General features: G+C 41.6%; 19 protein-coding genes and 1 rRNA gene. 6 read left to right on the top strand and 14 right to left on the bottom strand.

The features are described from left to right. From G6R09_RS16680 to cysG, 7 genes are all read right to left on the bottom strand, one after another. Positions 1 to 359, bottom strand: a 16S ribosomal RNA gene (locus tag G6R09_RS16680); the annotation flags it as partial. 743 nt (positions 360 to 1,102) lie between these two features. Further along, a complete protein-coding gene (gene cysQ, locus G6R09_RS16675) occupies positions 1,103 to 1,840 on the bottom strand; it encodes a 3'(2'),5'-bisphosphate nucleotidase CysQ (RefSeq protein ID WP_065167944.1) in 738 nt (245 codons plus the stop codon). Positions 1,841 to 1,864: 24 nt separating this feature from the next. Next, complete coding sequence (gene cysC, locus G6R09_RS16670) at positions 1,865 to 2,488, bottom strand: adenylyl-sulfate kinase (RefSeq protein WP_065167945.1); 624 nt, start codon at positions 2,486 to 2,488, stop codon at positions 1,865 to 1,867. Between the two features lie 19 nt (positions 2,489 to 2,507). Further along, positions 2,508 to 4,238: an SLC13 family permease gene (locus tag G6R09_RS16665; RefSeq protein WP_065167946.1), complete on the bottom strand. Its 1,731-nt coding sequence runs from the start codon at positions 4,236 to 4,238 to the stop codon at positions 2,508 to 2,510. 5 nt (positions 4,239 to 4,243) lie between these two features. Then, the gene (gene cysN / locus G6R09_RS16660; RefSeq protein ID WP_163923606.1) at positions 4,244 to 5,665 is read right to left on the bottom strand and encodes a sulfate adenylyltransferase subunit CysN; all 1,422 of its coding nucleotides are present in this window, start codon (positions 5,663 to 5,665) and stop codon (positions 4,244 to 4,246) included. Positions 5,666 to 5,675: 10 nt separating this feature from the next. After that, a complete protein-coding gene (gene cysD / locus G6R09_RS16655) occupies positions 5,676 to 6,584 on the bottom strand; it encodes a sulfate adenylyltransferase subunit CysD (RefSeq protein ID WP_065167948.1) in 909 nt (302 codons plus the stop codon). A 13-nt stretch (positions 6,585 to 6,597) separates the two neighbouring features. After that, a complete protein-coding gene (cysG, locus tag G6R09_RS16650; protein ID WP_065167949.1) occupies positions 6,598 to 8,013 on the bottom strand; it encodes a siroheme synthase CysG in 1,416 nt (471 codons plus the stop codon). 416 nt (positions 8,014 to 8,429) lie between these two features. On the opposite strand from cysG, the gene G6R09_RS16645 reads away from it, so the two are divergent. The 4 genes from G6R09_RS16645 to G6R09_RS16630 all read left to right on the top strand — a co-directional run bounded on the left by G6R09_RS16645 (position 8,430) and on the right by G6R09_RS16630 (position 12,489). Beyond that, complete coding sequence (locus tag G6R09_RS16645; protein WP_163923603.1) at positions 8,430 to 10,397, top strand: bifunctional 2',3'-cyclic-nucleotide 2'-phosphodiesterase/3'-nucleotidase; 1,968 nt, start codon at positions 8,430 to 8,432, stop codon at positions 10,395 to 10,397. Positions 10,398 to 10,492: 95 nt separating this feature from the next. Continuing rightward, entirely contained in the window at positions 10,493 to 11,089 is a 597-nt protein-coding gene (locus G6R09_RS16640) for a Crp/Fnr family transcriptional regulator (protein WP_163923601.1), read from the top strand. Positions 11,090 to 11,155: 66 nt separating this feature from the next. Then, positions 11,156 to 11,617, top strand: coding sequence for a GNAT family N-acetyltransferase (locus tag G6R09_RS16635; RefSeq protein ID WP_065167951.1), 462 nt, complete (start codon positions 11,156 to 11,158; stop codon positions 11,615 to 11,617). Further along, positions 11,617 to 12,489, top strand: a complete 873-nt coding sequence (locus G6R09_RS16630; RefSeq protein ID WP_065167952.1) for a DMT family transporter — start codon at positions 11,617 to 11,619, stop codon at positions 12,487 to 12,489. Before G6R09_RS16635 ends, G6R09_RS16630 begins: the two co-directional genes overlap by 1 nt. An 83-nt stretch (positions 12,490 to 12,572) precedes the next feature. Here the strand turns inward: G6R09_RS16630 and G6R09_RS16625 are convergent, their stop codons facing one another. Next, on the bottom strand, positions 12,573 to 13,433 hold the full coding sequence (locus G6R09_RS16625) for a LysM-like peptidoglycan-binding domain-containing protein (protein WP_082955723.1): 861 nt from the start codon (positions 13,431 to 13,433) through the stop codon (positions 12,573 to 12,575). Between the two features lie 124 nt (positions 13,434 to 13,557). Here G6R09_RS16625 and G6R09_RS16620 point away from each other — a divergent pair, with 124 nt between their 5' ends. Next, positions 13,558 to 14,178 carry an FKBP-type peptidyl-prolyl cis-trans isomerase gene (locus G6R09_RS16620; RefSeq protein ID WP_060998717.1) on the top strand — a complete coding sequence of 207 codons (621 nt, stop codon included), beginning with the start codon at positions 13,558 to 13,560 and terminating at the stop codon, positions 14,176 to 14,178. A gap of 178 nt (positions 14,179 to 14,356) precedes the next feature. Beyond that, on the top strand, positions 14,357 to 14,860 hold the full coding sequence (locus G6R09_RS16615) for a DUF2780 domain-containing protein (RefSeq protein WP_163923598.1): 504 nt from the start codon (positions 14,357 to 14,359) through the stop codon (positions 14,858 to 14,860). Positions 14,861 to 14,942: 82 nt separating this feature from the next. Here the strand turns inward: G6R09_RS16615 and G6R09_RS16610 are convergent, their stop codons facing one another. From G6R09_RS16610 to pspG, 6 genes are all read right to left on the bottom strand, one after another. Next, positions 14,943 to 15,707, bottom strand: coding sequence for a phosphoadenylyl-sulfate reductase (locus G6R09_RS16610; RefSeq protein ID WP_065167954.1), 765 nt, complete (start codon positions 15,705 to 15,707; stop codon positions 14,943 to 14,945). Further along, a complete protein-coding gene (gene cysI / locus G6R09_RS16605; RefSeq protein WP_065167955.1) occupies positions 15,700 to 17,391 on the bottom strand; it encodes an assimilatory sulfite reductase (NADPH) hemoprotein subunit in 1,692 nt (563 codons plus the stop codon). Before cysI ends, G6R09_RS16610 begins: the two co-directional genes overlap by 8 nt. Continuing rightward, on the bottom strand, positions 17,391 to 19,205 hold the full coding sequence (locus tag G6R09_RS16600; RefSeq protein WP_163923595.1) for an assimilatory sulfite reductase (NADPH) flavoprotein subunit: 1,815 nt from the start codon (positions 19,203 to 19,205) through the stop codon (positions 17,391 to 17,393). Before G6R09_RS16600 ends, cysI begins: the two co-directional genes overlap by 1 nt. 166 nt (positions 19,206 to 19,371) lie before the next feature. Then, on the bottom strand, positions 19,372 to 19,602 hold the full coding sequence (locus tag G6R09_RS16595; protein WP_065167957.1) for a thymidylate kinase: 231 nt from the start codon (positions 19,600 to 19,602) through the stop codon (positions 19,372 to 19,374). Between the two features lie 142 nt (positions 19,603 to 19,744). Further along, a complete protein-coding gene (locus G6R09_RS16590) occupies positions 19,745 to 20,371 on the bottom strand; it encodes a TIGR04219 family outer membrane beta-barrel protein (RefSeq protein WP_065167958.1) in 627 nt (208 codons plus the stop codon). 87 nt (positions 20,372 to 20,458) lie between these two features. Then, positions 20,459 to 20,692, bottom strand: a complete 234-nt coding sequence (pspG, locus tag G6R09_RS16585) for an envelope stress response protein PspG (RefSeq protein WP_065167959.1) — start codon at positions 20,690 to 20,692, stop codon at positions 20,459 to 20,461. Between the last annotated feature and the right edge of the window lie 28 nt (positions 20,693 to 20,720).

Below are 20,720 nucleotides of genomic sequence, written 5' to 3'. Positions count from 1 at the left end.
CTGCTGCCTCCCGTAGGAGTCTGGACCGTGTCTCAGTTCCAGTGTGGCTGATCATCCTCTCAGACCAGCTAGGGATCGTCGCCTTGGTGAGCCATTACCCCACCAACTAGCTAATCCCACCTGGGCTAATCCTGACGCGAGAGGCCCGAAGGTCCCCCTCTTTGCTCCGAAGAGATTATGCGGTATTAGCTATCGTTTCCAATAGTTATCCCCCACATCAGGGTATATTCCCAGGCATTACTCACCCGTCCGCCGCTCGTCAGCATTGATAGCAAGCTATCAATCTGTTACCGCTCGACTTGCATGTGTTAGGCCTGCCGCCAGCGTTCAATCTGAGCCATGATCAAACTCTTCAATTAAAGTTTTGTTGTTTCTTTCGAAACGGCTCAATGAATACTGACTTCAAAACTACCTTAGTAATTTTAAAGCTATTATCGTTCCAACAGAACGATAATGAATTGACTGTGCCGCTTTCTTATTCTTACTTTTTATAAAAAAGTAAAACAAAAAAGCAATCGAACTATTTCTAGCTCTAGGTCACTCAGTTCATTGATAAATCTTTCGACTTAACTATTCAACGAGTGCCCACACAGATTGCATGGTCAAATTATTAAAGAACATTAGCGCAATACGTCGTATTGGCTGAGGCTGCGTATATTACTCCGCGCCAATTTAAAGTCAACAAGTTTTTTTTAAAATTTACTTTTCAAAACCCTTTAATGACCTGCCTTGCGTAAGATATATTTAATATTCCTTACTATTTGAATAAAATTCAAATCAAGACTGCGATTTTCACATCTAATACTAAAGGTAAACCCTTAATTAAAGCTTGTGATTTTTTATAAACCGCTTACCGACAAGTTATACACAGGTTGTAATCAAGTTACTAACCACAGGTATTCCGTGTCGTTGGGGTGCATTATAGATAGAACGAGAATGATGACAATTGTTTATTTGGTTTTTTGGTGCGAATGCTAGTAATACCAACCAAAAGCCACAAAAGAGTCAATTTTCATACAGAAAGAATCTTTGTTGATAGTCGTTATTTAAAAATAGTGCTAACTATTTAACCACCCCATGACTTTTGGTTCATTTATGATGTTTATGAAACAACAAAAGCAGGATTCAATAACGTTTCACGATCATAACGAAGTGGAAAACCATCGAGATCGTTCACTGTCGCACCGGCACTTTCAGCAATACATTGACCAGCCGCAGTATCCCACATCATTGTTGGTCCTAAACGCGGATAATATTGAGCTCGTCCTTCAGCGACTAAACAAAACTTTAATGATGAGCCTACCGCCACTAATTTATGCTCTCCGAGTTGTTGAAGATAAGCCTCTAACTCAACCGATGGATGTGAACGACTACCAACAACTGTCGGTATAGTAGAAGGTAAAAGACGAATAACCTCTTTGCCTGCTTTCGTGACAACCCAAGCTGTTTTTCCATTACCCAACCAGGCTTTATTTAATGCCGGAGCATAAACAACGGCTAAAATAGGTTTTCCATTCTCAATCAGCGCAATGTTAACAGTGAACTCACCATTCTTATTGATAAACTCTTTGGTACCATCAAGTGGGTCCACCAGCCAAAAAGATGACCAATGTTGGCGCTGGTGCCAATCAGTCTGTGGTGATTCTTCTGATATGATAGGAATGTCGGGAGTCAATTGCTGTAATTGACTAATAATAATTTCATTTGCAGCAAGATCAGCAATGGTGACAGGGCTATTATCGTGTTTATTTTCAATGGCTATATTACTGTGATAATGCGTCATTATCGATTTACCTGCATCCAATGCAATGGCATATATAGCATCAAGTAATGTGGTCACTTACGGTACTCCTATTACCGATGGTCAAGCAATGATACTTCGACGACGTAAAGCATTAATACATTGCTCAACCAATTCATTAATATTATGACTATCAGCAGCTAAGTGAATTTCAGGCTGTAAAGGCGATTGGTACTCTGCATCAATCCCTGTAAATTGCTTTATTTCACCTGCTCGTGCTTTTTTATACAGTCCTTTAGGATCGCGTTTTTCACATTCAGCTAAAGGCGTATCCACAAACACTTCGATAAACTCCCCCTGTGGCAGTAAATCTCGTACTATTTGTCTTTCTTCACGATGAGGAGATATAAACGCACTCAGTACGATCAATCCTGAATCTGCCATTAATGTGGCAACCTCACCGATACGGCGAATATTTTCACGTCGATCTTGAGCTGAAAAACCAAGATCTTTACACAATCCGTGCCGAACATTATCACCATCTAATAAATAAGTATGGTAACCCAACGCCAGTAATCTATGCTCTAGCGCGCCAGCAATTGTCGATTTTCCGGCACCGCTCAATCCTGTAAACCATAATACACAAGGCTGCTGCTGCTTTTGCTGCCCTCGTTGTTGTTTGGTCACACTATAACTATGCCAAACAATATTATTGTTATCATCATGAGACTTCGGTGTTGTATTCATAACATATTCCATTGTTAATTTAGTTAAAAGGAAAGACTAATGGGATCAAGATCAACACAACAGTGGAATACACAATCGAGAGCGGTAATCCCAGTTTTAGATAATCTCTAATTTGATAATTACCAACGCTATACACCAACAAATTAGTTTGATAACCATAAGGAGATATAAAACTCGCACTCGCGCCAAAAAGTACTGCCATAATAAACGGCATTGGATCGACGCCATACCCAAGCGCTAAGCTATAACTAATAGGAAAAGCTAAGGCAGCCGCTGCATTATTGGTGATCAATTCTGTCAGAACTAATGTTAGTAAATAAACCGCAATTAACCCGCCGTAAACACCCCAGCCATTAAATGCGGCGATCAAAGCTTGCCCCATATGGTGTGATAAGCCACTGGTGATCATTAATTGCGCCAGTGTTAATGCAGATCCAACAATCACCACAATATCAATCGGAAATCGGCGTCGAAGTTCTGTAAAAGAAATCAGCCCCAATCCAACGAGTAACACCAAATAAATAGCCAATCCTTTTATTAAGGGTAACCAATCAATTAATGCCAATACGATAACACTTAAAAATCCAACTAATACGGTAGCGCTACGACGTTTATCTAAACGTGTACTTGAATCAAGACCATTAACCAATACAAATTCACGTTCAAGCATAGCCCGCTTTTGATTAAACATTTTTCCCGGCACAATAACTAACGTATCACCTGCGCGTAACTCAATATTTCCCAAGCCCCCTGCTAATCGTTCATGACCACGACGAATTGCAACCACAACGGCATCAAAGTTTTCTCGAAATTGGGCATTTTTTAAAGTACGACCACAAATAGCAGCAGAATGGCTAACCACGACCTCCATCATCGATTGGCCATTCAAGTGATGTTGTCCAAAGAGATGCAAACCGTCGATTTCTTGTAAGGTGGTAACACTTTCAATATCACCACAAAACAATAACCGATCACCTGCTTGTAAGTGTGTGTTAGGACAAACTGGTGCAATGGTTTTACCATCACGAATCAATTCTGCTAAAAATAACCGTCGTAATGCTCTCAATCCATTTTCTGCGACCGTTTTTCCAATCAATGGAGAATCACTTTTAACGCGCGCTTCTAAAAAATAAGGTAATTGCTCTTCGCTATGATCGTCGTTATCAGGTAATAAATAACTCAAGGGTATTAAAATCATTAAACCGATCACTAATACTGCTAAGCCAATCATGGACGGTGCAAAAAATCCCAGACTAGGTAAACCAACATCTTCAACAAAACTATTAATAATAAGGTTGGTTGATGTTCCAATGAGGGTCAGTGTTCCCCCTAAAATAGCAGCATAAGATAAAGGCAGTAATAATTTAGAAGGTGCATGACGCTGATTACGTTTTATCGCGCCGATTAACGACACCACCACCGCAGTGTTATTAGTAAATGAAGATAATAACGCGGTTGATATTCCAAGCTTTGCGACAACTGAACTATGTCCACCTTGTGAAATTTGCCGCCCTACCCAACTTATCAAGCGCGTTTTTTCAAGTGCTATCGATACTAAAATCAATAACACTAAAGTTAATAACGACGGATTGGTAAAATTTGCGGCAATGGCTGGTAATTCAATTAAATTTGATTGAAAACCAATAAACGCACTGCCAGCAAATAAATACGCGGGTTTAATCTTCGTGGTGAGCAAGCAGAGAATAATCACTACTAGCATTGCCAGCACAGTAGCTTGTTCCCAGCTCATTCACGTTACTCCAGTAATTGACCAATATCTTTGGCATCCCAATGTGGGAAATGCTTACGAACGAGCGCGTTAAATTCAACTTCAAACGCTGAATAACGACTGCTTTGCTGATCAGCGAGTGCTTCACGAACTAAACCGGCGCCAACAGTGACATTGGTTAAACGATCGATAATGATAAATCCGCCCGTGTCTTTGCAGGTCTGATAGCTATCGACAGCTATCGCATCATGAAGATTCACTTCACACAAACCAATACCGTTAAGCGGTAGCGTCTCGGTCGCAAAAGTATCAAGACTATTAATATCAACTTGATGACGTATTGCACTTACGCTACCTAAGGTTTTTTTACCTGCGACTTTAATATCATACTGACGCCCAGTCGCGAGTGCGCTCTCCCCCATCCACACGATATCAGCCAGTACATTATTACTTAATGGCACTTCGTCTTCGGCTGCAATCAAAGTATCACCACGGCTGATATCAATTTCATCCGCTAAGGTAACGGTAATTGCTTGCCCTTGAGCTGCGGTCTCCAAATCACCATCAAAAGTAACAATGCGCTCAACTGTGGATGTTTTTCCTGAAGGTAATGCAGTTACACGCTGTCCTACATGAATTTCACCGGCAGCTAATGTGCCAGCAAACCCTCGAAAATCAAGATTAGGACGATTTACATATTGAATAGGAAAACGTAATGCTGACGAGTCATCACCAGATAATAAATCTACCTGTTCTAATAGGGTCAATAACGGCTTATCTTGATACCACGCCATCTTGGCACTTTGACTAACAACGTTATCGCCTTCTAATGCCGATAGTGGCAACACTTGAATATTGATCTTAGGATTAAGCTTTTTTGAGAATTGAAGGTATTGCTGCTGAATTTCTTCAAAACGCGCTTGGTCGAAATCAACTAAATCCATTTTATTTACCGCCACAATAAACTGGCGAATACCTAATAGACTGGCAATGTAAGAATGACGACGCGTTTGATCTAACACGCCTTTACGTGCATCAATCAAAATAACCGCAACATCACACGTCGATGCGCCTGTTGCCATATTGCGGGTGTATTGCTCATGCCCTGGAGTATCGGCAATAATGAACTTACGTGCTTTGGTTGAGAAATAACGGTAAGCAACATCAATGGTGATCCCTTGCTCACGCTCTGCTTGTAAGCCATCGACTAATAAGGCTAAGTCCGGTTTATCGCCTGTAGTACCGACTTTTTGACTGTCAGTATGAATAGCCGCAAGTTGATCTTCATAAATCTGATGCGAGTCATGTAATAAGCGACCAATGAGGGTACTTTTGCCGTCATCAACGGAGCCACAGGTTAAAAACCGTAGCAGCGATTTATTATGGTGTTGATCAAGGTAAGCTTCGATACCCAGCTCTGCCACCTGTTGTTCTATGACACTGTTCATTATTCTCTCCTTAGAAATAACCCTGGCGCTTTTTCAATTCCATTGAGCCCGATTGATCATGATCGATGGCACGTCCTTGACGCTCACTTGAAGTGGCCACCAGCATTTCTTCGATGATCCCCGGTAAAGTATCAGCAGTTGATTCCACCGCTCCTGTTAATGGGTAACATCCTAAGGTTCTAAACCGGACACTTTTTTGCTCAATGGTTTCGCCTGGTTGTAGCTCTAAACGTTCATCATCTACCATAATTAGCATGCCATCACGCTCTACAACTGGCCGTACTTGGGATAGGTACAGTGGCACAATTTCAATTTGCTCAAGGAAGATATATTGCCAAATATCGAGCTCAGTCCAATTGGATAACGGGAACACGCGAATACTCTCGCCTTTATTAATCTGACCGTTATAGGTTTTCCATAATTCAGGGCGTTGATTTTTAGGATCCCAACTGTGGTTTTTATCACGGAAAGAATACACACGCTCTTTAGCTCGCGACTTTTCTTCATCACGGCGAGCACCACCAAATGCGGCATCAAAACCATATTTATCGAGTGCTTGTTTTAGGCCTTGAGTTTTCATGATATCGGTATGCTTTGACGAACCATGGGTAAATGGTCCCACTCCCATCGCGATCCCCTCTGGATTTTGATGGACTAATAAATCAAAACCGTATTTCTTGGCAGCACGATCACGAAACTCAATCATTTCACGAAACTTCCAAGTGGTATCAACATGCAATAGCGGAAATGGAATTTTTCCGGGATAAAAAGCCTTACGGGCTAAATGCAACATCACTGATGAATCTTTACCAATCGAATACATCATTACAGGGTTATCAAACTCAGCGGCGACTTCACGCAAAATATGAATACTTTCTGCTTCGAGTTGCTTGAGGTGGGTTAAACGTTTCGGGTCCATCTCTCTCTCCATGCTATGCCAGCTTCACTACCGCTTCAGGTTGCGGTGATAACTGTTCCTTTGTTGTGAACCAAGCTAATTTATGTGACAACTTGACGACTTCACCGACCACAATTAACGATGGCGAAGCAGCATGCTGTGCTAAATCGGCAAGTTGATCTAATTGTCCGGTTAATACTTTTTGGGTGGTTTGTGTACCGCGCTCAATAATGGCGATGGGCGTTTCAGGAGCACGGCCATGTTGTAATAACTGCTGCTGAATATGACTTGATTTCATTAACCCCATGTAAATCACCAAAGTTTGATTACCACGCGCTAAAGTTGACCAATCGAGCTGCTTACCATCGGGCTTTAAATGACCGGTTATAAACATCGCTGTTTGCGCGTAATCGCGGTGGGTTAATGGAATGCCAGCATAAGCGGTTGCGCCAGCAGCTGCGGTAATACCCGGTACGACTTGAAAATCAATACCAGCTTCTGCTAGCACTTCTAATTCTTCAGCGCCACGTCCAAACACAAATGGGTCACCACCTTTCAGCCTTACTACTCGCTTACCTTGTTGTGCATATTCAACAATTAATCGGTTAGTTTGCTGTTGCGGCACACTGTGAAAACCAGCTTTTTTTCCGACACAGACGAGCTCTGCATCACGGCGTACTAATGCCATCACTTCATCAGAGACAAGGTAGTCATACAGCACCACATCTGCTTGCTGCATTAATTGCAACCCACGTAAGGTTAATAATCCTGCATCACCAGGCCCGGCACCAATTAAAGCAACTTGACCGACAGGCGACGTATGCTGATGTAATTGTTGTTGTAATGCTTGCTGCGCTTCGGTATCGCGACCGACGGCAACCAAATCAGCAAAGCGACCATTAAATGCTTGCTCCCAGAAGGCGCGACGACTCGAAAATGAAGGAAGCTTGGCTGCAAGGTAGCCTCGAAAACCACCAGCCAGCGTTGCCATCTTGCCTAAATGCTGAGGTAGTATTGCTTCTAATTTTTGACGTAATAACCGTGCTAAAACTGGGGCTTTACCTGATGATGAAATGGCAACAATGATAGGTGAACGATCGACAATAGAGGGCACAATAAAACTACAACGCTGCGTATCATCCACTACATTGACTAACACTTGACGTTGATTAGCTGATTGATACACCAACGCATTAAGTTCTTTATGTGGCGTTGCTGCAATAGCCAAAAAAACACCATCGAGATCGCTCGGTGAAAATGCTTCGCTAATATAACGTACTTGACCTGCAGCAATAGCCGCTTCAAAGTCAGCATTAAGCTTTGACGCTATCACACCGACATCAGCTCCCGCTTTTAACAACATCCTTGTCTTGCGCCATGCGCTATTGCCACCACCGACAACCACACATGGTCGACGTTTTAAGTCTGCAAATATTGGCAAATAATCCATTGTTCACTCTCCATTGTTGCTCTGTTACCACTATAGAGAGGCTGCGATATTACTTGAAATTCTAAAGTTTCATTTTTTATACCCAAAAGTTTGGTTGGAACATCGGTCCTTAATTTTTGAGCACCGAATAGAATGATCAACCATGAATAAATACAAACTAAATATAAATAGCTAATAGCAAGCCTAATGAAGCATATTCAAATATCACTTCGAACCTAAGTTATGCTTTTTCTTTCTTAATTTAATTAACCCGTTGTGCTTTTAAGTGTGTAATTGCTATTTGTTGGCGGCTTAATAATAGCTATGCATATAAAAAATGAGAGTTAAAGCACAATTACGTGATTGATGGCGATAGTATTCGCATAAGATTTGCTATTTTAGGCGCGCTTTTCTTGCCTACCCTTTTGGAGATTCACATGACACTAGCTGTTAAACCTTTATCTATCGCGGTATTGGGCGGACTACTGTTGCTTGCAGGTCCTGCAAATGCAGAAACGATTAAATTACGTATTCTTGAAACAACAGATATTCATACTAATGTGATGGATTATGATTACTACAAGGATAAGCCAACCGATAAGACGGGGTTAGTACGTACTGCGACTTTGGTTGAGAAAGCACGCGCAGAAGTAACAAACAGTGTGTTAGTGGATAACGGTGATTTGTTGCAAGGTAGCCCTATGGGTGATTACATGGCAGCAAAAGGTATTAAAAAAGGCGAAGTCCATCCTGTTTATAAAGTCATGAACCAGCTTGGCTATGCTGTTGGTAATATTGGTAATCACGAATTTAACTATGGTTTAGATTTCCTTGATACCAGCATTGAAGGCGCTAACTTCCCTTACATCAATGCCAATGTGTATGATCTAAAAACAGGTAAAAACTTATTCACACCTTACCTTATTAAGGATTACACCTTTAAAGATAACGATGGCAACAACCAAAAACTAAAAATTGGTTATATCGGTTTTGTACCACCGCAAATTATGGTGTGGGATAAAAACAATCTTGAAGGCAAAGTAGAAGCCAAAGATATTAAACAAACCGCTGAAAAGTTTATTCCACAAATGAAAGCGGAAGGTGCCGATATTATTATCGCCATTCCACATTCAGGCGTATCAGCTGATCCATATAAAGTGGGTGCAGAAAACTCAGTCTACTTCCTGACTCAGGTTGAAGGAATTGATGCGATCGCTTTTGGTCACTCACATGCAGTATTCCCTAGTAAAGACTTTGCCAGCCTACCTGGTGCTGATATTGAAAAAGGCACTATCAATGGTATTCCAGCAGTAATGCCGGGCCGCTGGGGCGATCACGTCGGTATTATGGATTTAGTATTAGACAAAGACGGTAATAGTTGGAAAGTAACCTCAGTTCAAACTGAAGCGCGTCCGATCTTTGATAAAGCTAACCAACAACCATTAGTAACAGCCGATCCTAAATTAGTTGCAGCGGTAAAAATCGACCATAACGCTACTCGTGATTTTGTGAATCAGCCAATTGGTAAAGCTAGCGATGTAATGTACAGCTATTTAGCATTGGTTCAAGATGATCCAACAGTACAAATCGTCAACCTTGCGCAGAAAGACTATGTTGAACGCTTTATTCAAGGCGACCCCGATCTTGATGGTCTACCTGTATTATCAGCAGCGGCACCATTTAAAGCCGGTGGTCGTGGTAATGATGCTGGTAACTACACTGAAGTAGAAGCAGGACAACTGACATTCCGTAATGCCGCTGACTTATACTTATACCCAAATACACTGGTTGCAATGAAAGTGACGGGTAAAGAAGTTAAAGAGTGGCTTGAATGTTCAGCAGCACAATTTAACCAAATTGATGTTAATAGTGATAAACCACAAGGTTTAATTAACTGGGATGGTTTCCGTACTTACAATTTTGATGTCATTGATGGCGTCAAATACAACATTGATATTTCACAACCAGCTAAATACGATGGCGAATGTAAGCTAATTAATCCAACCGCGAACCGAATTAAAGATTTAAGCTTTAATGGTAAGCCGATTGATCTAAAGCAAACGTTCTTAATTGCAACCAACAACTACCGCGCTTACAGCGGCAAGTTTGCTGGCACAGGCGAAGCATTTATTGCCTTTGCGTCACCGGATGAGAACCGCACTGTATTGTCAGATTACATCAGTCGCGTTAGCAAACAAAAAGGTCAAGTGGTACCAAGTGCTGATAACAACTGGCACTTCACGCCGCTAACAAGTGATAAGCAGTTAAACATTCAATTTGAAACAGCAAACAGCGATAAAGCGGCAACGTTTATTAAAGATAAAGGCCAATATCCAATGCAACAAGTAAGCACCACTCCGGGTGGGTTTGCGATTTACCAATTGGATCTTCAGTCTAAAAAATAATCTGTGCCTTAAGTAACATCGATATACCGCAACCTTGGTTGCGGTATTTTTTTTGATACACTACTGCTACTGCCTCTTTAAACGTTAGATAACCTATGCCATCTAAAAACCACGTTGAATTAACCACTTTTTTAACCCAACTTGGCGCTGATGCAGCAACCATTAACGATGTGGTTGCCGTTGCAGAACAACTAGAACTACCCACTCGACATATTCTATTACACCAAGGACAAACGCCAACCCATTGCTACTTTCTGTTAAATGGTCTTTGTCATGCGTGCTACCTTACGGATCAAGGAAAACAATTCAGTAAAGAGTTCTACTGGGATCAAGATGTAATTATTGGCTTTGAAAGTTTAATCACTAACGCACCTTCGGCATTTTTATTAGAAACATTATCTGCCAGTCAATTAATCATGTTGCCAATCAGCTTATTTCAACAATGGCGTCAGCAACAACATCCACTTTATCAAGCATTATTAGAACGCCAATTACTGCATAAAGAACACAAAGAACGCTTTATGTTAATGCACACGCCAGAACAGCGATTACAATTATTTTGCGACCATTTTCCAGCGTTAGTCGGCCGTATTACCGATTACCAATTAGCGTCTTACTTAGGGATTACTTCTATTAGCCTCAGTCGTATTAAAAAACGGATTGCAAGTGACGATATTATTGAGAAAAGTTAACCATTGTTAATTTCATGACGAATAAATATCGATACACTCAAAGCATACTTAACAAGGACTTCAATCATGACAACTTGGCAATGTTTACCCTTTGAACAGCTGACCACCCACCAGCTTTATGACCTTTTAAAACTGCGCTCCGACATATTTTGTGTTGAACAAAACTGTGTGTACCCCGATCTTGATGATCATGATCGTGCCGACAATGTTTATCACTTACTCGGTTATGCCAATAATGAGTTAGTCGCGTACTTACGTCTCTTAGCACCAGGGGTAACCTATGACAATGTCAGCATTGGTCGAGTGGTAGTGACACCAAACCAACGTAAATCAGGGTTAGGTCATCAATTACTGCGTCAAGGGTTAGCACATGCAGAAGCAATTTGGCCGCAGCAATTAATTGAAATTGGCGCTCAACAATACTTAGTTGATTTCTATCAATCACACGGCTTTACTCAGACCTCTGAGATGTACCTTGAAGACGGTATCCCTCACGTTGATATGCAATTATTGCAAGAGCTGGTGTAATGCGGTGGTCTGCCGTTTCAATAGGCATTGCGATTTTAATTTGCGGCAATTTATCGTCATCATTATCTGATGTGGCAGTAAAACTATTAAATGGCAGCGTATCAGCATTTCAATATATGTTTATTCGCCAATTATTAAGTGTGATGCTGATTGCGCCGTTATGGTTACGATTACCCTCTGCCCAACGTGATATTGGCCATTGGAAAATTAATGCTATTCGTGCGCATCTGGTATTAGCGGGTAGCGGCATGTTACTGATTGCCATAACCTATTTACCATTAGCAACCGCCAATGCCCTGTTTTATGCAGCGCCGTTATTAATGCTGCCACTCTCAATGATCATTTTAGGTGAACGCCCAAATAAACAAAAAGTACTGGCAACTGCAATCGGCTTTATAGGCATAGTGATCGTGTTACGGCCAGAGCAATTTCATTGGGCGGCATTTGCTGCTTTAGGTACGGCGTCTACCTTAGCGCTGTATAATGTTTTAGTGCGAAAACTGCCACCACAGCAGCCGATTATCAGTACTCTGTTTTGGACAGGTATTTTATCATTACCAGTATCGAGTCTATTAGCGTATCAATATTGGCAACCGTTACAGACCGAGCAATGGCTATTAATTACGGCAAGCGCGATATTCACATTAGGCTATCAAGGAAGTTGTGTTGCGGCATACCGTCAAAGTGAAACCTATAAAATTGGCCTTGCTGAATATTCAGGGCTGATATTCGTGACAGTTTTTGGTTATTTATGGTTTAACGAAACACCTGATTGGCTCACTGGATTAGGTATTTTACTGATTATAGTGCCAATGGCGCCATGGCCAAAACGTCGTTATCGTAACAATACCTTTATCCATGATAGCGATTAAAAACAAATCAGCCGCCAAGCTGACTTAATAAGTAAGACAGATTCATTGGCGGCTGGTTGGTTTAGATCCAATTACAATCGAATTTATTGACGATAGAAACGTCCACTCGCATTTCTTGCATATGACGCAGAAATACCATTGCCTTGAATTTGTAAGCCGTCAATTTTACCTTGGCTATTTTGACGGTAACGTAATGTTTGTCCGGCTTGAATACGGCTAATTGGCTTACCCGCACCTTCAATATTCGCTATTGCATAAAGATCACCTAACGGTAAATTCTTATCACGGAAAATATTCGCTAGTGTTTCTCCAGCCGGCACTTTTAAACTGTACCACTTACCAGCAATACCCGCAGGTTGACTCGCTGCCACTGATGTCGGCTGGGCTTTAGGTGGAGCCGCTTTTGATACTACGACAGGTTTATGGGTTGTAGGATCAATGGTATAGACTTTACCGCCATTAATTGGGTAAATTTTTGATGCCATAGGTTTACGCTCAGGTGCCGGGCCGCGATCTTCCATTCCCCCCGTAGCTTTCATTCCTGCATCTTCTTTAATGTCAGCGCTATCTAATACTACATCGGTACGTTTAACCACTCTTTGCTTACCACTGCCATCAGGATTATTTTCTGCCTGAATATTTGGACCGGAGCTAACTTGGCTTGCAACATCACTATTGCCTAGGTTTAGTGAGATATCACGTCGCATCGGTACATTACCCGCCCCTCCTTCTAATTCCTGTTCTGACGGTAACATTAACACGCCAATAAATATCGGAATTAAAATGATCAACGCCCAGCGATGAAAACGTGGAAAACGCTGCCATACCTGACCAATGCCAGCTATACGCTCACCACACTTTGCCTTCATCACGCCAATATTAAATGTTACTGGCGGTTGACGGCGGCCGTTTTTTTTATTTGAACGGCGATTTACCTTTCCCATATACAGCACTCCGAAGCTTCATATGTCACGCAATTAGCGAATATTAGTTACAAACATTTACCCGATGGGGGCGAAACTGTTATCCTGCTTACTTTAATTCATTCTACATTAAGAGATGACAATAATGTCTGACGTTAAACTAGATACAGTTGAGACTAAAGCAAGCTACGGTATTGGTCTACAAATGGGCCAACAACTAGCACAAAGTGGTCTTGAAGGCCTAAACGTAGCAGCAATTGCTAAAGGTATTGCAGCTTCTCTTGCTGGCGAGATGCCAGAAATCGAAGTTGACGAAATCAACAATGCACTACGTGAACTTCACACAGCAGCAGACGCTGCACGTCAAGAGCAAGCTAAACTAGCTGCTGCTGACGGTGAAGCATTCTTAGCTGAAAATGCACAGCGTCCAGAAGTTACAGTTACTGATTCAGGTCTTCAATACGAAGTTCTAGTTGAAGGTAACGGTGAAATTCCAACTTCTGACAAGCAAGTTCGTGTGCATTACCACGGTATGCTAACAGATGGCACTGTTTTTGACAGCTCTGTATCTCGTGGCCAACCTGCAGAATTCCCTGTAACTGGCGTGATCGCTGGTTGGGTTGAAGCTCTTCAAATGATGCCTGTAGGTTCTAAGTGGAAACTATCTATTCCACAAAACCTTGCTTACGGTGAGCGCGGCGCAGGTGCTGCAATCCCTCCGTATGCGGCACTAGTATTTGAAGTTGAGCTACTAGATATTCTTTAATATCGTAAGCTGAACATATAACTAAACGGCGCTTAAAGCGCCGTTTTTTATAATTGCAATAAACTGTTAACCAATAAAAAAGCATTACAATTTGATAAATCTTCACTAGGATTGACATACCCAAGTCAATTTCTAATTTTAAAGACTTCGGTATTTATCTTTACTAAGGAGTCTCTCAATGAAAAAACGTCGTATCGTAACGACTCTCACTGCAATTGCATTATTATCATCAAGTGCAATGAGCCATGCATTCAGCCTATCTGATGTCACGAGTGCTTTAGGGGGAGAAAACAGTGATCAAATTACCCAACAGATCGCAGATAACCCACTGACAAAAAATCTTATTTCTGAGCTTGGTGTCAAACCTGAACAAGCTGCAGGTGGCGCAGGTGCTTTATTAGGCTTAGCAGCAAGCCAACTTTCAGGCCCACAAGGCAATGAACTTTCAAAATTAATCCCTGGTGCTGAAAAGCTAACAGACTCACTACCAATGGGATTAGGTCAATTGCTAAGTAACCAAGCTAATATTGATAAAGTATTCTCATTGCTCGGAATGGATCCAAGCATGATCAATAAATTCATTCCCGTTATCACTCAATTCTTAGGCCAACAAGGTGCAAGTAATGCCCTTTTAGGTGCATTAGATAAAGTTTGGGCACCAGCAGCACCTGCTGCAAAATAAGCAGACTCAACAGCAATAACCGACAAGGCAGCGTCTAAACGCTGCCTTGTTTTTTTATTAAACGTCGATATTTATCGGAGTATCAAATGCCAGAACCATGCGATTCGGTATCATTATCTTCATGTAATCCACATTCACGCTTAAGACCAAAAAAGCGCGTTTCTTGCTCGGTCATACCCGGTTGCCATTTAACGGTGGTATGGGTATCCCCGACCGATAAATAGTCTTGCTGTTTTAATGGATGATAAGGTAATCCGTGTTGTTGCAAGTAAGCATCAATATCTTCATTACTCCAATCTATCACTGGCAAAAATTTAAACCGCCCATTTTGAATCGCTAACACTGGCAATGTCGCTCGAGAATCGGCTTGCTCACGGCGCAAACCAGAAAACCAGGTGCTCACATTGAGTTCATTTAATGCTCGTCGCATCGGCTCGACTTTATTAAGCTGGTTATATTGTTTGATCCCATCTACACCTTGTAGCCACAATTGACCATAACGTGCTTCTTGCCATGCGGCACTTTGTTTAGCACTATAGACATGAAGATTGAGGTTTAACTGCTTGGTTAAACTATCAATAAACTGATAGGTTTCAGGAAATAAATACCCAGTATCGGTTAGCACCACTGCAATATTCGCTTTCGCTTGCGTGACCAGATGTAGCATCACTGCCGATTGGATTCCAAAACTAGAAGCTAACGCAAACTCACCCTCAAGGTTCTCTAATGCCCATTGCACTCGTTGTTGCGCTGTCAGTGTCTCCAGCATGGCATTAATCTCAGCCAACTGAATAATTTGACTCACTTTTGGCAGTTCAAGCAACTCAGCCAGTTGACATTTAGGCATAGAAATCCCTCATCGATATTTTAACTTCATCAATAATACCAGCACGAATGGTGAAATCACCAAAGCCTTCATTCTGTTGACGCTCCGTTGCCCAGCGCCCAACTAAACTGTCCATTTCATCCATAATTTGAGCTACGGTAATATTCTCGCGATACATTTTTGGTACACGAGTACCGTTACGGTTACCGCCTAAATGAAGGTTATAGCGTCCTGGGGCTTTACCTACGAGGCCGATTTCAGCCAACATCGCGCGGCCACAACCATTTGGACACCCTGTGACACGCAGAATAATATTTTCATCTTCATTCAAGCCGTGTTTTGCTAAAATTCCTTCAACGTCAGTCACGAATTCAGGCAGAAAACGTTCAGCTTCCGCCATCGCCAGTGGACAAGTTGGCAACGAAACACAAGCCATTGAGTTTTTACGTTGTTCACTGACACTGTCATCCATCAAACCATGATCTCGGGCTATCTGCTCGATCTTGGCTTTATCTTTTGCTAATACACCCGCAACAATTAAGTTTTGGTTAGCCGTCATGCGAAAATCACCGTGATGAATCTTAGCAATTTCAGCCACACCTGTTTTTAGTGGCTTATTTGGATAATCCAATAAACGTCCATTTTCAATAAACAGCGCTAGGTGATGCTTACCGTCGATACCTTCAACCCAACCAATACGATCACCACGTTCGGTAAACTCATAAGGTCGACTATCCTCAAACTTAATCCCAGCACGCTTTTCAACTTCGGCTTTAAATACATCACTACCGACGCGATCTAAGGTGTATTTAGTCTTGGCATTTTTACGGTTGGAACGATTTCCCCAATCACGTTGAGTGGTGACTACCGCTGCTGCAATATCTAATGTTTTCTCTAATGGAATAAAACCAAAATCATCAGCACGACGAGGATAGGTCGAGTGATCACCGTGAGTCATTGCCAACCCACCACCAACTAAAACATTAAAACCAACTAACTGGCCATTGTCTGCAATCGCAATAAAGTTAAGATCATTCGCATGAACATCAACATCATTTTGCGGCGGAATAACCACAGTGGTTTTAAACTTACGCGGCAAATAATTACTGCCTAAAATTGGTTCTTCATCAGTTGTTTCTCGTTTTTCTCCATCTAACCAAATTTCCGCATAAGCACGGGTTTTAGGTAATAGGTGCTCACTGATTTTTTTCGCCCACTCATACGCTTGTTGATGAAGTTCAGATTCTACGGGATTGGTGGTACACAGCACGTTACGGTTAACATCTCCTGCTGTTGCAATCGAATCAATACCAATTTTATTTAGCGTTTGGTGCATCAGCTTAATATTAGGTTTTAGTACCCCATGAAACTGAAACGTTTGACGAGTTGTTAAACGGATACTGCCATAAGAAGTGTGCTCATCGGCAAATTTATCAATCGCAAGCCATTGCTTAGGTGTGATCACTCCTCCCGGCATACGCGCACGCAACATTACATTTTGGAGTGGCTCTAATTTTTGCTTGGCACGCTCAGCACGAATATCACGATCATCTTGCTGATACATGCCATGAAAGCGAATTAACTGAAAGTTATCAGCGGTAAAGCCACCGGTGATGCGATCCCCAAGATCTTGTTCAATGGTGCCACGAAGAAAATTACTCTCGCGCTTTAGACGTTCGTTATCTGATAATTTTTGCTCTGTCATTAGTACACATCCCTTTGATAGCGCTTATCCTTACGCAGCTCGTTAAGATACTGCTCAGCCTGCTCGCGCGTTTTATTCCCTTGCTGCTCAATCACAGTTAACAAGGCTTGATGAACATCTTTTGCCATATGAGTTGCATCACCACAGACATAAACATGTGCGCCTTGTTGTAACCACTGCCATACCTGTGCTGATTGCTCTAAAATGCGTTGCTGAACATACACCTTCTCGGCTTGATCGCGACTAAAAGCGACATCCATCTGAGTCACAACTCCAGATTTTAAATATTTTTGCCACTCAACTTGATAGAGAAAATCTTCAGTAAAGGTTCTATCTCCAAAAAATAACCAATTCTTACCACTTGCTTCACGGTTTTCACGCTCTTGAACAAAGGCACGGAACGGTGCAATACCGGTTCCCGGACCAATCATGATCACTGGCGTATTATCATCGACAGGCAATTTAAAGTTATTGTTGGCTTCAACAAACACTTTCACTGCATCACCTTGCTCTAAGCGCTGGGCTAAAAAGCTTGATGCACCACCTTGGCGTTGCTCATTCGCTTGTTCAAATTCAACCACACCAACGGTTAAGTGCACTTCTTCACCTACTTCTTGTTGGCTTGAGGCAATAGAATATAAACGTGGCGTTAAGCGACGTAATAAACCGAGTAATTGCGCTGCGGTTAAGGATGTCTTCTTCTCAGCGAGTACATCAATAATTTGATTTTTGGCAGCATACTCGCGCAACTTTTCACGATCATCTACCAGCTTTTGTAACTTTTTACTACCTGAAAGTTCTGCATATTTAGTTACAAATTGTGGATTTGATGCGGTAATTTCATATTGAGTAATGAGTGCATCACGCAGGCTTAAAGTGCTGCCATCAACATTGACTAAAGTATCTGCTTCTAAGCCAAGTTTAGCTAAAATGGTATCTGCCAATTGGGGGTCATTTTCAAACCACACCCCGAGTGCATCACCGGGTTGGTAAGTTAATCCTGACTCTTCTAAATCAATTTCAATATGACGCACATCTTTATCTGAGCCACGGCCGGTGATTTTCTGGCTAACCGATAAACTGGCACTAAATGGGTGGTGTTTATTATAAATCGTAGTCGCAGCTTGATGCTGGCCTACAGGTAGTTGCACCACTTCGGCTGCACCGGTTGATAACGTTTGTTGGGTTTTTTCCAATACCTGCAACTGCCATTTAGCCGCTGCTGCATCATAATCAACATCACAATCTAATCGCTCTAGCATTGGCTGAGCACCTAATTTTGCTAAGTATTGATCAAAATCTTTTGCCGTTTGACAGAAAAACTCATAACTCGAATCCCCTAAACCAATAACGGCATAATGTAAGTCTGGTAGCTTAGGGGCTTTCTTTGATTGTAAAAACTCATGTAACTCAATTGCATCATCAGGGGCCTCACCTTCTCCATGTGTTGAGGCAACAATGATGACATGGGTTTCTTTAGCCAGATTTTTACCTTTAAAATCACCAGCAGAAACCAGCTTAGCTGCAATATCTTGTGCCTGAGCTTGTTGTTGTAACGCTTCAGCAACCCCTTTGGCATTGCCTGTTTGTGATGCATAAATAATGGTTAATTGGCCTGCAGGCTTGGCTGCGGCAAGTACATTTGACGAAGGGGCAGCAGTTGCTGCTGGCGATTGAGATTGACTCAAGCCCCAAAAATAACCACTGATCCAAGCCAGCTGTTGGGGTGATGATTCTGCAGCCGCTAACTTGAGTTGATCTATTTGTTGATCATTGAGTGGGCTAGCTAAAGCTGATAGTTGATTGATTGACATAGCACGACGATCCCTATTCATTGCGTTATGTTAGAGTAGCTATTTAAGCTAATAACAAGAAAGAATAGATAAGAATGTTTTATAACCATTTGTAAGGTTAATCGCACAAAAAAACCAAACAGTGATATCACTATTTGGTTTTTAAATCAGGGCAAGTAAGTAATATTTAATATTCGTCAGCTATTCTAACCTGCTGAAAACCAACATCAAAAGCCTGCTGTGTCGCACTATCAATATCACCATAGCATTGCTCACTACCCGTGATATCCGTTAACGGTACCAAACCACCACGACGGTGACGAAATTCAACAATATAACCGCTATTAATCGATGGTTCGACCAATGCCTCAACAAGATCTTGGCGAGCATATAGGTGTTTCAATTCAGTTAATGTCATCACTTACTCCCCCTAAAACCGATATTACTAATCAGTTTACTTACCTTTAAAAGTGGTACATAAACCCAATTAGCGCCAATAAAAAAACCACGAAATAATCGTGGTTTTATAACTGGATCACAGAATATTGGTTAACAGTTAATTAAAAATCAACTTCTACACCAGCAAACCATCCGTTTAGCTCGACATCACTTGAATCAGATTTCTTAAAGTCATAATCCATCATACGGTAACCCGCACGCAAATTAAGATCAGCTGCAATCAAACCTAAGCTGTATTTCACGCCCGCTTGACCATCAAACAAACGCGTGCCGTCATACTTACCAGCATTCGCTTGGGCAAAGACTGCAAGTGGTGTTGCTGGAATACCTAACTCGGCAGCAGCGTAAACTGTTGGCTGCCAATCACTAAAACTGTTCTGATGCTGAATTTTAACACCAGCAAACTTAGTCATTGTTACACCTAAATCAAGCGCGACTAAATCGTTATCAAGAATTTCATAGTAAGCGGTGAAATCACTTTGCTCAAAATTCACATTACCAGTATCAATATCGTTATAACGTACCATCACGTTAGGCACTAAAGGGATAAAGTGCTCTAAAGATGCGTAATAAGATGTTGAGGTATCATCACTTTTATGACCATTTACTTTTGCATTTGTAAACCATGCATCCGCACCCACTTTAACACCTAATAAGGTATCAGCTTGGGCTGGAAGGGCTGCCGCTAGCGTCATTGCAGCTGCAATTGAAAGCACCACTTTTTTCATGCCGAGTCTCCGCTCTTTAACATTTTATGTAATTAATCGCACAAAATTATATCAGAAGCCGTATAAAAACTCTGCAATCAATCGCAGTTAATAGCGACGATGACGTGACACTTGCTGTTTATCAGTATTACGCTCACGAAAAAACCAAATCCCCAACGCAATAACAATGATCCATGGTAGCAGTTTAAATACTAAGCCTAACATTCCAACAACCGCCATCACGGCAAATCCCGCAGCGACAGCAATCAATAATCCAATCAAACTGACACCGGTAAACACCAATACCAAGGTAAAAGCGACTAAAAACAGAAACTCAAACATAGATTATCCTTTTGTTTTACTGCGTCAT

The organism is Photobacterium sp. Alg240-V54 (assembly GCF_900537155.1).
In the GTDB taxonomy this organism is placed as follows: domain Bacteria; phylum Pseudomonadota; class Gammaproteobacteria; order Enterobacterales; family Vibrionaceae; genus Photobacterium.
The sequence above is the reverse complement of the archived record's forward strand: the minus strand, read 5'-3'. Positions and strand labels throughout refer to the sequence as shown.

Bases quoted from the DNA above. Each gene is read 5' to 3' on its own strand.
- G6R09_RS16610 (WP_065167954.1), bottom strand. From the start codon at position 15,707: ATGCCTAAATGTCAACTGGCTGAGTTGCTTGAACTGCCAAAAGTGAGT.
- G6R09_RS16600 (WP_163923595.1), bottom strand. From the start codon at position 19,205: ATGTCAATCAATCAACTATCAGCTTTAGCTAGCCCACTCAATGATCAA.
- G6R09_RS16620 (WP_060998717.1), top strand. From the start codon at position 13,558: ATGTCTGACGTTAAACTAGATACAGTTGAGACTAAAGCAAGCTACGGT.
- G6R09_RS16625 (WP_082955723.1), bottom strand. From the start codon at position 13,433: ATGGGAAAGGTAAATCGCCGTTCAAATAAAAAAAACGGCCGCCGTCAA.
- G6R09_RS16640 (WP_163923601.1), top strand. From the start codon at position 10,493: ATGCCATCTAAAAACCACGTTGAATTAACCACTTTTTTAACCCAACTT.
- G6R09_RS16595 (WP_065167957.1), bottom strand. From the start codon at position 19,602: ATGACATTAACTGAATTGAAACACCTATATGCTCGCCAAGATCTTGTT.
- G6R09_RS16645 (WP_163923603.1), top strand. From the start codon at position 8,430: ATGACACTAGCTGTTAAACCTTTATCTATCGCGGTATTGGGCGGACTA.
- cysI (WP_065167955.1), bottom strand. From the start codon at position 17,391: ATGACAGAGCAAAAATTATCAGATAACGAACGTCTAAAGCGCGAGAGT.
- G6R09_RS16665 (WP_065167946.1), bottom strand. From the start codon at position 4,238: ATGAGCTGGGAACAAGCTACTGTGCTGGCAATGCTAGTAGTGATTATT.
- pspG (WP_065167959.1), bottom strand. From the start codon at position 20,692: ATGTTTGAGTTTCTGTTTTTAGTCGCTTTTACCTTGGTATTGGTGTTT.
- cysN (WP_163923606.1), bottom strand. From the start codon at position 5,665: ATGAACAGTGTCATAGAACAACAGGTGGCAGAGCTGGGTATCGAAGCT.
- cysC (WP_065167945.1), bottom strand. From the start codon at position 2,488: ATGAATACAACACCGAAGTCTCATGATGATAACAATAATATTGTTTGG.
- G6R09_RS16590 (WP_065167958.1), bottom strand. From the start codon at position 20,371: ATGAAAAAAGTGGTGCTTTCAATTGCAGCTGCAATGACGCTAGCGGCA.
- G6R09_RS16635 (WP_065167951.1), top strand. From the start codon at position 11,156: ATGACAACTTGGCAATGTTTACCCTTTGAACAGCTGACCACCCACCAG.
- G6R09_RS16615 (WP_163923598.1), top strand. From the start codon at position 14,357: ATGAAAAAACGTCGTATCGTAACGACTCTCACTGCAATTGCATTATTA.
- cysD (WP_065167948.1), bottom strand. From the start codon at position 6,584: ATGGACCCGAAACGTTTAACCCACCTCAAGCAACTCGAAGCAGAAAGT.
- cysG (WP_065167949.1), bottom strand. From the start codon at position 8,013: ATGGATTATTTGCCAATATTTGCAGACTTAAAACGTCGACCATGTGTG.
- G6R09_RS16630 (WP_065167952.1), top strand. From the start codon at position 11,617: ATGCGGTGGTCTGCCGTTTCAATAGGCATTGCGATTTTAATTTGCGGC.